13 protein-coding genes are annotated in these 14,280 nt (G+C 38.6%); 12 read left to right on the forward strand and 1 reads right to left on the reverse strand.

The genetic code is table 11. From position 1 onward, the window contains the following. Nucleotides 1–106: 106 nt before the first annotated feature. Both atpD and atpC read left to right on the forward strand, forming a co-directional pair. Nucleotides 107–1,609, forward strand: a complete 1,503-nt coding sequence (atpD, locus tag AC04QZ_RS23690) for a F0F1 ATP synthase subunit beta (RefSeq protein WP_029276465.1) — start codon at nt 107–109, stop codon at nt 1,607–1,609. Between the two features lie 74 nt (nt 1,610–1,683). After that, nucleotides 1,684–1,929, forward strand: coding sequence for an ATP synthase F1 subunit epsilon (atpC, locus tag AC04QZ_RS23695; protein WP_055912620.1), 246 nt, complete (start codon nt 1,684–1,686; stop codon nt 1,927–1,929). Between the two features lie 66 nt (nt 1,930–1,995). Here the strand turns inward: atpC and AC04QZ_RS23700 are convergent, their stop codons facing one another. Continuing rightward, nucleotides 1,996–2,946, reverse strand: a complete 951-nt coding sequence (locus AC04QZ_RS23700; protein WP_478359723.1) for an alpha/beta fold hydrolase — start codon at nt 2,944–2,946, stop codon at nt 1,996–1,998. Between the two features lie 604 nt (nt 2,947–3,550). Here AC04QZ_RS23700 and ilvE point away from each other — a divergent pair. The 10 genes from ilvE (at nt 3,551) to leuC (ending at nt 14,263) form a co-directional block, all read left to right on the forward strand. After that, nucleotides 3,551–4,441 (forward strand): branched-chain-amino-acid transaminase, encoded by an 891-nt coding sequence (gene ilvE, locus AC04QZ_RS23705; RefSeq protein ID WP_086547562.1) that lies wholly within the window; start codon nt 3,551–3,553, stop codon nt 4,439–4,441. 101 nt (nt 4,442–4,542) lie between these two features. Then, complete coding sequence (locus AC04QZ_RS23710; RefSeq protein WP_478359724.1) at nt 4,543–5,121, forward strand: O-methyltransferase; 579 nt, start codon at nt 4,543–4,545, stop codon at nt 5,119–5,121. Nucleotides 5,122–5,367: 246 nt separating this feature from the next. Continuing rightward, on the forward strand, nt 5,368–7,050 hold the full coding sequence (gene ilvD / locus AC04QZ_RS23715) for a dihydroxy-acid dehydratase (protein WP_478359725.1): 1,683 nt from the start codon (nt 5,368–5,370) through the stop codon (nt 7,048–7,050). A gap of 48 nt (nt 7,051–7,098) precedes the next feature. Beyond that, nucleotides 7,099–7,689: an ORF6N domain-containing protein gene (locus AC04QZ_RS23720; RefSeq protein ID WP_478359726.1), complete on the forward strand. Its 591-nt coding sequence runs from the start codon at nt 7,099–7,101 to the stop codon at nt 7,687–7,689. A gap of 21 nt (nt 7,690–7,710) precedes the next feature. Next, nucleotides 7,711–9,462 carry a biosynthetic-type acetolactate synthase large subunit gene (ilvB, locus tag AC04QZ_RS23725; protein WP_478359727.1) on the forward strand — a complete coding sequence of 584 codons (1,752 nt, stop codon included), beginning with the start codon at nt 7,711–7,713 and terminating at the stop codon, nt 9,460–9,462. Nucleotides 9,463–9,509: 47 nt separating this feature from the next. After that, on the forward strand, nt 9,510–10,148 hold the full coding sequence (ilvN, locus tag AC04QZ_RS23730; protein WP_086547566.1) for an acetolactate synthase small subunit: 639 nt from the start codon (nt 9,510–9,512) through the stop codon (nt 10,146–10,148). A 114-nt stretch (nt 10,149–10,262) separates the two neighbouring features. Beyond that, entirely contained in the window at nt 10,263–10,652 is a 390-nt protein-coding gene (locus tag AC04QZ_RS23735) for a glyoxalase superfamily protein (protein WP_086547567.1), read from the forward strand. Nucleotides 10,653–10,670: 18 nt separating this feature from the next. Beyond that, nucleotides 10,671–11,135, forward strand: coding sequence for a DinB family protein (locus tag AC04QZ_RS23740; RefSeq protein WP_478359728.1), 465 nt, complete (start codon nt 10,671–10,673; stop codon nt 11,133–11,135). 126 nt (nt 11,136–11,261) lie between these two features. Further along, the gene (gene ilvC, locus AC04QZ_RS23745; RefSeq protein ID WP_086547569.1) at nt 11,262–12,743 is read left to right on the forward strand and encodes a ketol-acid reductoisomerase; all 1,482 of its coding nucleotides are present in this window, start codon (nt 11,262–11,264) and stop codon (nt 12,741–12,743) included. A gap of 107 nt (nt 12,744–12,850) precedes the next feature. After that, a complete protein-coding gene (gene leuC / locus AC04QZ_RS23750; protein ID WP_057931990.1) occupies nt 12,851–14,263 on the forward strand; it encodes a 3-isopropylmalate dehydratase large subunit in 1,413 nt (470 codons plus the stop codon). Nucleotides 14,264–14,280: the final 17 nt, after the last annotated feature.

The raw sequence follows: 14,280 nt of genomic DNA on the forward strand, positions 1-14,280 counted from the left end.
ATATATATTTAAAATTAAGTAAGAATAACTTAACTTTGCCAACCGAATTGGAGCCCCTGTAAACAGCTTTAATTCATTGACTGTAATAAATTTACTCACAACAGATATGCCTAACTTAGGAAAAATAGCACAAATTATCGGCCCAGTGGTTGACGTTAGCTTTGCTAATGATGCCCATCTACCTAAAATTTTTGATGCGTTAGAGATAACGAAAGAAAATGGACAAAAAATTGTTTTAGAAGTTCAACAGCACTTAGGTGAAGACCGCGTACGTGCGATCTCAATGGACTCTACAGACGGTTTAGTTCGTGGAATGGACGTAGTTGATACTGGTGCTGCGATTAAAATGCCAGTTGGCGACCAAATTAAAGGTCGTTTATTTAATGTAGTTGGTGAAGCGATTGACGGTATCAACACAGTTGATAAAACAGACGGTCGCCCTATCCATGCAACTCCTCCTAAGTTTGAAGATTTATCTACTGAAACTGAGGTGCTTTTTACAGGTATCAAAGTAATCGATTTATTAGAGCCTTATGCAAAAGGTGGTAAAATTGGTTTATTCGGTGGTGCTGGAGTAGGTAAAACAGTATTAATTATGGAGTTGGTTAACAACATCGCAAAAGCTTATGCTGGTTTATCAGTGTTCGCAGGTGTTGGTGAGCGTACTCGTGAGGGTAACGATTTACTTCGTGAGTTTATCGAGTCAGGTGTAATTAACTATGGTGACGAATTCTTACACTCAATGGAAAAAGGTGGATGGGATTTGAAAGCTGTTGATACTGAAAAATTAAAAGAGTCTAAAGCAACATTGGTTTTCGGTCAAATGAACGAGCCTCCTGGTGCACGTGCACGTGTGGCATTATCAGGATTAACGGTTGCAGAATATTTCCGTGATGGTGATGGCGAAGGTGCTGGAAAAGACATCCTTTTCTTCGTTGATAACATCTTCCGTTTTACACAGGCAGGTTCTGAGGTATCGGCTCTATTAGGTCGTATGCCATCAGCCGTGGGTTACCAACCAACATTGGCAACTGAGATGGGTTTAATGCAAGAGCGTATTACTTCAACAAAACGTGGATCGATTACATCAGTACAAGCGGTATATGTACCAGCGGATGATTTAACTGACCCGGCTCCGGCAACAACTTTTGCCCACTTAGATGCAACTACCGTACTTTCACGTAAAATTGCCGAGTTAGGTATTTATCCTGCAGTAGATCCATTAGATTCTACTTCACGTATCCTTTCTCCTGCTGTATTAGGTGATGAGCACTATAACACTGCACAACGTGTTAAAGAAACTTTACAACGTTACAAAGAATTACAGGATATCATCGCGATCTTAGGTATGGACGAATTATCTGAAGAAGATAAATTAGTAGTATCAAGAGCACGTCGTGTTCAGCGTTTCTTATCTCAACCTTTCCACGTAGCTGAGCAATTTACCGGCTTAAAAGGCGTATTGGTTGACATTAAAGATACCATCAAAGGATTTAACATGATCATGGATGGTGAAGTTGATGAGTATCCAGAAGCTGCATTTAACTTGGTTGGTAGCATTGAAGATGCGATCGAAAAAGGTAAAAAATTATTAGCAGAAGCGAACTAAGAAACGCGTTAAGCATTAAGGGCTAAGCGTTTTAACGCGCTGTGCTCTACGCTCCACGCCAAACTAAAAAAAGAATGAATTTAGAAATATTAACTCCAGATAAAAAAGTTTTCGAAGGTGAAGTAACAGCAGTTACGGTTCCTGGTACTTTAGGTTCTTTCCAGATTTTAAAAGACCACGCCCCTATCATCTCTACTTTAGAAGATGGAGAAGTTATTATAAAAGCAAACAAAGCTGATGAGCAACGCTTTTTTATTAAAGGCGGTGTAGTTGAAGCGATCCACAACAAAATTGTGGTTTTAGCCGAAGGTATCGCTTAAGCAAAATAATTAAACATTTAGAAAGCCTCCCGATTTAAAAATCCGGGAGGCTTTTTGTTTATCTGCCTACTTAACAAAACCACAAACAGCCGCAGTAAACTCCTTATTCTTTTCATAATAAAGCATATGCGAACCATTTATCTGCACTACTGTCTGGTTCGGAAACCTGTAATTTTTATAATAATCCAGGCCAACCGCATGGTCGTCCTTACCCGCTATAATTAAGGTAGCGGTTTTAATCTCGCTGGTCAGTAAAGCATAATTTTTAAAATACTCCGGGTATTTCTGAATTCTTGTATGATCCATTAATGGCATAAAAAGCGTCATTCCAAAATCTGATGTCCGCTTGTATGAACTTTCAATGCTATCCATTTTAACAATGGTATTTACATCATTGGCAATATATTTATATCCGAGATGTGCTGCACTCAGTTTCTTTCTGACCAAAGCCGCTTGATCCATTAATTTTTTAAAATCAGTTTCACGAATAGTGGTGTCTTTTTTCAATAATTTATAACCAAAAGTTATTTGTTCCTGCAGCTGCCCCGGATTCATAAAATGGGATATTGTATTCGCCATGATCATACCAGATAAATGTTCGGGATATTTAAGCGCGTAATTAATGGCCAATATACCACCAAAAGAATGACTAAGCAGGTATACTTTTTCTACTCCCAATTTTAACCGCAGTTCTTCAACATCCTGAACAAGCCGGTCTAAACTATAATTCTTTGCATTTTGCGAGTGACCAGATCCTCTTTGATCGAGATAAACCATCGTTAAACATTTCTCGAGCTTGGCGCCACCCATTTTTTCAAAAGAAAGAAAATCCTGACCAGGTCCTCCATGCAAATAGATACAAACCGGTCCTTTGCCCGCTACCTTAACAGATAACTTTACCGTATCAGAAGTTAAAATGGTTTGATTGCCCTTCTTAAGATTGAGTGTCGAATTGGTCGAAGAACAACTGCCGAATAATCCGATTAAAAGAATCGAAAAGATATAAATTATTTTCATCGCGATAGTTTATGCGATTAAATTACATAACTATTTCCAATAAGTAGTAAATGGTATAATGGTAACTGCGTACCCATATAAAAGCTTGAATTTTTCCTTACATTTTTACAGCAAAATATCGGCTAAATTTTCAATTTTCAGCGCACTTTTGGTCATTTTAGGCAGAAAAATAGAAAATTTATAATGCAAGCATAACAAACAGACCGTATACCGTTTTGATATTTAGTCTAAGGCTATCGGCATTAAATAACTAATACAACCCTGATTAAGAATAATATTTCGATTATAACTAAATTATAAGAATAATATATTGATTTAACTTTTTTCTGATTTCTCTTGCATATTAATGAACCAAAAACTAAATTGGTTTTTATAAACAATAAGATAATAATGACCACTCAGCATAACATCTTTTCTACATATACTACTGCAAAAGCAGCTGGCAATGTAGTGCTGTTACCTGTCATTTTACTTAACCTCCTACTCCTAAACATTTTATGGGGTAACAAGCGGACGCAGTTTAAATAGATTTTAAAAAACTAAATATACCTAAAGCGTCCCGATACAAACGGGACGCTTTTTTTAAATAACAAAACACAGTATTATGAAATACTATAATTCTAATACGATTATTTACCTTGATGGACAGTTTGAAAAGGCTGTAAATAGCAGTACTGACCTTTACGGACAGTCGCTACACTACGGTTATGCTGCTTTCGAGGGTATTAGAGCCTATAAAACGCACAACGGCAACCGTATTTTCAAAGCTGCCGCACATTTCGACCGCTTAGAGCGTTCTTGCCAGCTGGCAAACATTCCTTTCCCATGGGATAAACAAGAATTAATTGCTGCGACCTATAAATTACTTCAGTTAAATAAACTGAAAGATGCTTATATCCGCCCTTTGGTATTTTGCCACCCGAACATGAAATTAAACGAACCGAGTGGAGTTTCGATCTTAATCTGTGCCTGGGAATGGGATGCATATTCTGGCAACAAATTATTAAAATTAACCGTTTCCGATTACGAGAGACCAAACCCAAAATCAATTCCAATGGAAGCGAAATTGAGTGGAAACTATGTTAATTCTATTTTAGCTACTACAGCCGCAAATATTAAAGGTTACGATGAAGCTTTGCTTTTAGATATGCATGGCTTTGTTGCTGAAGCATCTGGAGCCAATATCTTCCTCGAAAAAGACGGGAAATTATTTACCCCATCTTTAGGGAACATTTTACCAGGCATTACCCGTGCAACTGTAAAAGAGCTTTGCACTGTTTTGGATATAGAGTGTATTGAAAAGAAACTAACCATAGAAGATCTTAAAAATGCCGACAGCGCTTTCTTATGCGGAACAGCAACAGAGATAGCCGGCATTGCTTCAATTGATGATATCGTTTATCGTCCAATATGGAGAGAATCTATTGGTTATACCATACAACGTGCCTATAAAAACCTGGTATTGGAAAAAGTAAATTACGAGGTGATTATTTAAAGTTAATTAATAGATCATAGTTAAATGGTTGATAGCCAATTCGGCCATAAACCATGAGTCAAAAAACCATCAACCAAAAATAAATAAGATCCAAAAAGCAGATGACTGAAGAAATCAATCAACACTTCCCGAAGGCCTACCAGCAAATTAATGGTGCAACAAAAGCATCAGGATTTGACATGGCATCTGATGTGTTGACCTGCTCTTTACTCAGAACACTTGCAGCCACCAAACCTTCAGGTAAATTTCTGGAGCTTGGAACCGGAACAGGTTTATCTACTTCCTGGATTTTAGATGGTTTAGATCAGGATAGTACACTTACCTCGATTGATAACGACGCTAAATTTTTAGCCATTGCCAAAACATTTCTTAGCAGCGACGATCGTTTAACATTGGTTGATACCGATGGTGCGGAGTGGATAGAAAAGAATAAAGACAAAAAGTTCGATTATATTTTTGCTGATACCTGGCATGGAAAATATTTGCTTTTAGATGAGGCGATATCCATGCTTAACACCGGTGGACTTTATATCATTGATGATATGCTGCCCCAATCCAATTGGCCTGATGGTCATCAGGATAAGGCAATTAAATTGATCAAAGATTTAGAATCCCGTGATGACCTGCAATTAACCAAGCAGGTTTGGGCAACAGGAATTGTAATTGGCGTAAAAAAATAAATAAGATTAAAATAGTTCTTTGCTTTTTTTAAATAGTTAGTATGTTTGTGATTCATCAAAGACATGAATATAAACACAAACATTATTAGCAACCTAATTATTGTCATTTCTCAAAAGAGAGGTGGAAATCGTTGCGTATAATATAAAAAATATACCATATCGAAACCGCCTCCCAAAAAGAGGCGGTTTTTTTTTGCCTCGAAAAGAAATAATTGAAATACAACAGCATACATACACTTTTAAACAATGAGCGAATTAAACAAGTACAGTAAAACATTTACACAAGACCCAACACAACCGGCAGCGCAAGCTATGCTTTACGGAATCGGATTAACTGATGCTGATATGGCTAAAGCACAGGTCGGTATTGCAAGTATGGGTTACGATGGTAACACCTGCAATATGCACCTTAACGATCTTGCAAAAGATGTAAAAAAAGGGGTCTGGAAGAATGATTTAGTGGGCTTGGTTTTTAACACCATTGGAGTGAGTGATGGAATGAGCAACGGTACAGATGGTATGCGTTACTCGCTGGTAAGTCGCGATGTAATCGCCGATAGTATCGAAACCATTTGCGGTGGCCAATATTATGATGGAATTATCTCTATCCCTGGCTGTGATAAAAATATGCCTGGTGCCATTATGGCGATGGCACGCTTAGATCGTCCTTCAATTATGGTTTATGGTGGTACAATTGCTCCCGGACATTACAAAGGCGAAGAATTGAACATCGTTTCAGCTTTCGAGGCTTTGGGGCAGAAAATATGTGGCAACCTTTCTGAGGAAGACTATCAGGGCATCATAAAACATACTTGCCCTGGTGCAGGTGCTTGTGGAGGGATGTATACGGCAAACACTATGGCATCAGCAATTGAGGCTTTAGGTATGAGTTTGCCTTATTCATCTTCAAATCCAGCAATCAGCGAGGAGAAAAAACAAGAATGTTTAGATGCGGGTAAATACATTAAAATTTTATTAGAGAAAGATATCAAACCATCTGATATCATGACGAGAAAAGCATTCGAAAATGCCATTCGTTCTATTATCATTTTAGGTGGCAGTACCAATGCAGTACTACATTTTATTGCAATGGGTAAAGCCATCGGCATCGAAATCACCCAGGATGATTTCCAGCGCATGAGCGACGTAACACCAGTACTTGCAGATTTCAAACCTAGCGGAAAATACTTAATGCAGGATCTACATCAATATGGTGGTATCCCGGCGGTATTGAAATATTTATTAAACGAGGGTTTGTTGCATGGCGATTGCCTGACCGTAACCGGAAAAACTGTAGCTGAGAATTTGGCTGATGTAAAATCGATTATGGATTATGATCAAAAAATCATTCAGAAGCTAAGTGAGCCAATTAAGGCAACAGGTCACTTGCAGATTCTTTATGGAAACCTGGCAGAAAAAGGCTCAGTAGCAAAAATCAGTGGAAAAGAAGGTGAAAAATTCGAAGGTCCTGCACGTGTATTTGATGGTGAGCACGATTTAATCGCGGGAATTTCAAGCGGACGTGTTCAGCCTGGTGATGTAATTGTAATTAAAAATTCTGGTCCGGTAGGTGCACCAGGTATGCCGGAAATGTTAAAACCAACCTCAGCCATTATTGGTGCAGGTTTAGGTAAATCGGTGGCTTTAATTACTGATGGACGTTTCTCAGGTGGTACGCACGGTTTTGTGGTTGGACACATCACCCCTGAATCTTACAAAGGTGGTTTAATTGGCTTAGTGGAAGATGAAGACCGGATTTTGATTGATGCGGTAAACAACATCATCAACCTGCAAGTAAGTGATGAAGTGATTGCCGAGCGTAAAAAAAACTATGTGCAACCAGCATTAAAAGTAACAAAAGGTGTTTTATATAAATATGCTAAAACAGTTTCAGACGCAGCGAGTGGCTGTGTAACTGACGAATATTAAAATCAAAAAATCATCCCCCAGATTAATTGATTACTAAGAAAATAGATTATGCAAATAATTAAAAGTATTCAGAATAGGATTTATGAAATCCGGGGAGAAAGGGTAATGCTCGATTTTGATCTGGCATCACTTTATGAAGTGGAGACAAGAGTATTAAATCAGGCTGTAAAGCGTAATATCAAACGTTTTCCAGAAGATTTTATGTTTCAGTTGACTCCTGCAGAATTTGAAAATATAAAATTTCAAATAGAAGCGATTAACCAGGGTGCATCATCACAAATTGTGATAAAGGATCACCCCAACTTGAAATCACAAATTGTGATTTCAAGTTGGGGTGGCACCAGAAAGTTACCTTATGCCTTTACCGAGCAAGGGGTAGCCATGTTAAGCGGTGTTGTAAATAGCGACAAAGCCATTAACATGAACATTGCCATTATGAGGGCTTTTGTTGATGTTCGTAAAATTTTGCTGAAACAAAGCAACCTTAACGAACAATTAACAGAAATTAAAGAACGGATTGGTGAACATGATGTTCAGCTAAATGAGCTTTATGATGCAATGGAAAACTTAATTGATGAAAAAATTGCACAAATAAAGTGGAAAGACAGAGAAAGAATTGGGTTTAAAATTAAAGAATAGTAGAACCGCAAAAACATAACTATGGAAACTGCACAAGATACAATACAACAAAACGAGGCGAAAGCAGAAACCTCAAAAACCTTATTCAAAGGAACAGGCTCGCAGGTTTTGTTGAATGGATTAATTGAAGAAGGTGTAACCACCATTTTCGGTTATCCGGGAGGAGCAATCATGCCTATTTATGACGCTCTTTATGATTATGCCGATAAATTAGAACACATACTGGTTCGCCATGAGCAAGGTGGTATCCATGCTGCTCAGGGTTTTGCACGTGCAAGCGGCGAAGTGGGTGTTGTTTTCGCCACCAGCGGACCAGGTGCAACCAATCTGGTTACTGGTTTAGCAGATGCACAGATAGACAGTACGCCATTGGTTTGTATCACCGGACAGGTTTTCGCCCACTTATTGGGAACAGATGCCTTTCAGGAAACCGATGTGATTAACATTACCACTCCGGTTACCAAATGGAACTATCAGGTTACTGATGCGAAAGAGATTCAAGAGGTACTGGCTAAAGCTTTTTACATCGCTAAAAGCGGCAGACCAGGCCCGGTTTTAATCGACATAACCAAAAACGCACAATTACAGCTGGAGGAATTTCCTGAGTATGTAAAATGCAACCACATTCGCAGTTATCGCCCGAAACCAAAAGTTAGGGTTGAATATATCGAGCAGGCAGCCGAATTAATCAACTCAGCTAAAAAACCATTCGTATTATTCGGACAAGGGGTTATTTTAGGTAGTGCTGAAGAAGAATTTAAAGCATTTATTGATAAAACCGGAATTCCTGCTGCATGGACCATTATGGGTGAAGGTGCTATTCCAACTTCGCATCCATTAAATGTAGGTATGTTGGGTATGCATGGTAATTACGGACCAAATGTGTTAACCAACGAAGCCGATGTAATTATTGCCATCGGTATGCGTTTTGATGACCGTGTAACCGGCCGTTTAGATAAATATGCCAAACAAGCTAGAGTAGTGCATTTGGATATCGATCCTGCGGAGATTGATAAAAATGTTAAAGCCGAAGTTGGTGTTTGGGGCGATTGTAAAGAAACCTTACCCCTGTTAACCAATTTAGTTAACGAAAATAAACACGAAGATTGGTTGGCTAAGTTCAGACAGTACAATCAGGAGGAAATTGATCAGGTCATTACTCCAGAACTTTACCCAACAGGTGATGAAATGACCATGGGCGAAGTATTGCGCAACATCAATGAAATTTGTGGTGGCGATGCCGTAATTGTTACTGACGTTGGTCAGCACCAGATGGTAGCCTGCCGTTATGCTAAATTCAATAATACCCGTAGCAACATCACATCAGGTGGTTTAGGTACAATGGGTTTTGGTTTACCAGCTGCAATTGGGGCTAAATATGGTGCACCTGATAAAACCGTTATTGCCATTATTGGTGATGGTGGTTTCCAGATGACGCCTCAGGAATTGGGTACCATTATGCAATTCGGTGCGGCAGTAAAAATCCTGATCCTGAACAACCGCTTTTTAGGTATGGTTCGCCAATGGCAACAACTGTTTCATGATAAACGCTATTCTTTTGTAAATATCACCAGTCCTGATTTTGTGGCTTTAGCAAAATCGTATTACATCGAAGCCAGCAAAGTTGATGAACGTGCAAACTTAAGACAGGCATTAGAAACCATGATCAACCATGAAGGTTCTTACTTATTAGAAGTAATGGTTGGTAGAGAAAACAATGTTTTCCCAATGGTTCCACAAGGAATGAGTGTAAGCGAAATCAGGCTGAAATAAGGTAGAAGGTTCAAAGGCCTAAGGTTTAAGGTAAAAAAGAAATTATCATGAGTACTGAAAATACAATAGAACATAAAATAGATAAAGCCGATTTAGACGGAAAGCAGGAATATACCATTACGGTTTATGCTGAAAACCGCATCGGTTTATTAAACAGGATTGCAATTATTTTCTCCAAAAGGAAAATCAACATCGAAAGCTTAAATACTTCTCCATCAGAAATTGATGGGATACACCGTTTCAATATCGTCATCCACGAAGGTTACGAAGTGGTGAGAAAGCTAGCCCGCCAGATTGAAAAACAGATTGAGGTATTGAAAGTTTATTTCAACACCAACGAAGAAATTATCTGGCAGGAACTGGCGCTTTACAAAGTTTCTACTGATGAAATTGCAGAAAAAGTAACGGTAGAGCGTTTATTGAGACAGTACGGCGCCAGTGCGGTAGTGATCCGTAAAGATTATACTGTTTTTGCGGTAACGGGGCACAGGGAAGAAACGGATGCTTTGGTAAAAGCTTTGGAGCCTTACGAACTGATTGAATTTGTTCGTTCTGCCAGAGTAGCCATTATTAAAGACAGTGCCGGTTTCCACGAAAAACTGAAAGAATTTGAAGCTTTCGAACCAGGTGAAGAATTGGTAGAAAACGAGTTTTTAGAAAAAGGACAGAAGATTTTCACGATGTAAACCATAACAAATCCGTCATTGCGAGGAGGAACGACGAAGCAATTTTTTAGATGAGTTCAAATAGATTGCTTCGGCTCACACAAACCCAGCCTCGAAACGACGAAAAATGAGAATATGAAATGCAATAAAGCCATACCGATTTTAAGAATGTTCGATTACGATAAAGCAGTTGAATTTTACGTGAACTGGTTAGGCTTTAAAATAGACTGGGAACATACTTTTGAAGAAAATACCCCGGTTTATATGCAGATTTCGTTAAATGGCATTGAATTACATTTGAGCGAGCATCATGGAGACAGTTCTCCTGGTGCACATGTTTATGTTGACTGTGTAGGTTTAAAGGAATTCCATAAAGAAATAACAGCAAAGAATTACAAATACAACAGACCAGGTTTGGAGAAAACTTTTTACGGAACCTGGGCCGTAACCGTAAACGATCCGTTCTTTAACAAGATTACCTTTAACGAAGAATTAACCGAAGCTGAAAAACAAAACGATAATTAGATAGATACAGCATATAATATGATGAACCAGATATTTGATTTTATAATCAACTCGCGCAAGGCATTTATTCAGCTAATAGATGGTTTAACAATCGAAGAATTGAATAAAATTCCTGATGGTTATAACAACAACATCATCTGGAATTTCGGCCACATTGTAGTGAGTACACAAACACTTTGCTATGTGCGCACGGGTGTACTACAAGATGCTGCTTCGGTAAAATTTAACGAGTATTATAAAAAGGATACCAAGCCATCTTATACGGTAACTGAAGAAGAAGTAGCAGAATTGAAAGCCATCGCATTTGCGAGCATTGAAAAAATAAAAGAAGATTATGCAAATGGAAAATTTTCGAACATCACTCCTTTCACAACCGCTACCTATGGTGTACAGATGAATAGCATAGAAGAAATTCTGATCACAACCATTGGTCATGATAACGTACATTATGGTTACGCATGGGCGTTAAAGAAAGTATTGTAAGGGATGGAAGATGTGAGATGGAAAATGGATAAAAAAATCTGTGTAATCAAACCATCTGTGCAATCAACCCGAATTAAAAAACAAAATATAATTGATAATTAAATAGAAATTAACCAATAAAAAACAATGGCAAATTATTTTAACACATTACCTCTTAGAGAAAAATTAAACCAATTAGGTGTTTGCGACTTCATGGACAGTTCTGAATTTTTAGACGGCGTTAATGCACTAAAAGGCAAAAAACTGGTAATTGTAGGTTGTGGCGCTCAAGGCTTAAACCAAGGTTTAAATTTAAGAGATAGTGGTTTAGATGTAAGCTACACTTTACGTAAGGAAGCAATAGAAGGCAAACGCGATTCTTGGAAAAATGCAACTGAAAACAATTTTACAGTTGGCACTTACGAAGAACTGATTCCGAATGCAGATGTAGTAATTAACCTTACTCCTGATAAACAACACACTGCTGTTGTAAATGCAATTATGCCTTTAATGAAAGAAGGTGCTACTTTATTATATTCTCACGGTTTCAATATCGTAGAAGAAGGTATGCAGATCCGTAAAGATTTAACCGTGATTATGGTTGCACCTAAATGCCCGGGTAGCGAGGTTAGAGCAGAATATGTTCGTGGTTTTGGTGTTCCTACCTTAATTGCTGTTCACCCTGAAAACGATCCTCAAGGTAAAGGATTGGCACAGGCAAAAGCATATTGCGCTGGTACAGGTGGTCATAGAGCTGGTGTGTTAAAATCATCATTCGTAGCTGAAGTGAAATCTGATTTAATGGGCGAGCAAACCATCCTTTGTGGTTTGTTACAAACAGGTTCTATCCTATCATTCGATAAAATGGTAGAAAAAGGAATCGACGCAGGTTATGCTTCTAAATTGGTACAATATGGTGTTGAAGTAATTACAGAAGCCTTAAAACAAGGTGGTATTACTGCGATGATGGACAGATTAAGCAACGTGGCTAAAATCAAAGCTTTCGAAATTTCAGAAGAATTGAAAGATATTATGCGTCCATTATTCCAAAAACACCAGGATGATATTATGAGTGGCGAATTTAGCCGTACCATGATGGAAGACTGGGCGAATGGCGATAAAAATTTATTAAAATGGAGAGCTGAAACTGGCGAAACCGCTTTCGAAAAAACACCAGCAGGTGATGTTAAAATCGGCGAGCAAGAATATTTTGATAACTATACTTTAATGGTTGCTTTTGTTCGTGCCGGTGTTGAATTGGCTTTCGAAACCATGGTACAGGCAGGTATTAAACCAGAATCGGCTTACTACGAATCATTACACGAAACACCACTTATTGCCAACACCATTGCACGTAAAAAATTATTCGAAATGAACCGCGTAATTTCTGATACTGCTGAATATGGTTGCTATTTATTCGATCAGGCTTGTAAACCACTTTTAGGTGATTTCATGAAAAAAGTAGATACTGATTTAGTGGGTAAAAATTTCAACGAAGGTAAAGATGGCGCAGTTGACAACAGAAAATTAATTGATATCAACGAGGCGATCCGTTCACACGAAGTAGAACAAATCGGAGCTACTTTGCGTAAGGCAATGACCGCTATGAAAGCGATTAAAACAGCATAACCTCACCCCTAAATCCCCTCTCCTAAAAGAGAGGGGACTTTGGACAGGTCTTATAAAAATAATAATTACAAACTTAAATTCCCCCTTTAGGGGGCTAGGGGGTTAAAATGTCAAAAACATTAGTAGAAAAAATTTGGGATGCTCACGTTGTAAAAAGTGAAGAAGGATTTCCTGATATTTTATACATTGATACACACTTAATACACGAGGTAACCTCTCCGCAGGCATTTGATGGTTTGCGCAAAAGAGGCTTACCTGTTTTTCGTCCGAAGCAGACTGTAGCAACTGCCGATCATAATGTACCTACATTAAATCAATTGTTGCCGATTAAAGAGGAGCTTTCGCGCTATCAGGTTGATATGTTAACGAAAAACTGCGCAGAATTTGGAGTAGAGCTTTATGGTTTAGGGCATCCTTTTCAAGGCATTGTGCACGTTATCGGTCCTGAATTGGGTATCACTTTACCAGGTAAAACAATGGTTTGCGGCGATAGCCATACCTCCACCCATGGTGCTTTTGGTGCCATTGCATTTGGTATCGGTACTTCGCAGGTGGAGCAGGTTTTCGCAACACAATGTTTATTGCAGTCGAAACCTAAAACCATGAAAATTGAGGTAAACGGTGAACTTGGAAAAGGTGTTGGGGCAAAAGATATTATCCTATACATTATTGCCAAAATTTCTGCCGCTGGCGGTACAGGTTATTTTATCGAATATGCAGGTTCGGCAATTGAGGCTTTAAGTATGGAAGCCCGTATGACGATCTGTAACATGAGTATCGAAATGGGTGCACGTGGTGGATTAATTGCACCAGACCAAACCACTTTCGATTACATTAAAGGAAGAGAATTTGCGCCTGCAGGCGAAGAGTGGGATAAAGCTTTAGCTTATTGGAAAACATTATACAGCGATGCTGATGCGAAATTCGATAGCGTTTTAACCTTCGATGCTGCAGATATTGCTCCAATGATTACCTATGGTACCAACCCTGGAATGGGAATGGGCATTCAGGAACATATTCCGGCAACTGGTGCACAACCAGAAAAAGAAAAACTTTCGTACCAGAAAGCATTGGATTATATGGGCTTTGATGACGATTCATCTTTGATCGGAAAACCGGTTGATTATGTGTTCATTGGAAGCTGTACCAACTCTCGCATTGAAGATTTACGAGAAGTTGCCGATTTTGTTAAAGATAAACGCAAAGCAGATAATGTGACCGTTTGGATTGTTCCGGGATCGAAACAAGTAGAACAACAAGCTAAAAACGAAGGTTTGGATAAAATTTTCGAAGCCGCTGGTTTCCAGTTACGCGAGCCGGGTTGCAGTGCCTGTTTAGGAATGAATGAAGATAAAATTCCAGCAGGTAAATATTGTGTATCAACATCGAACAGAAACTTTGAAGGTAGACAAGGACAAAATGCACGTACCTTATTGGCTAGTCCACTTACCGCAGCAGCAGCAGCCGTAACAGGAAAAATTACCGACGTAAGGGATTTGTTGGATAAAGTAGAAGGTTAACCCCTAAATCCCCTAAA

The sequence above is a fragment of the Pedobacter folensis genome (genome assembly GCF_056490665.1).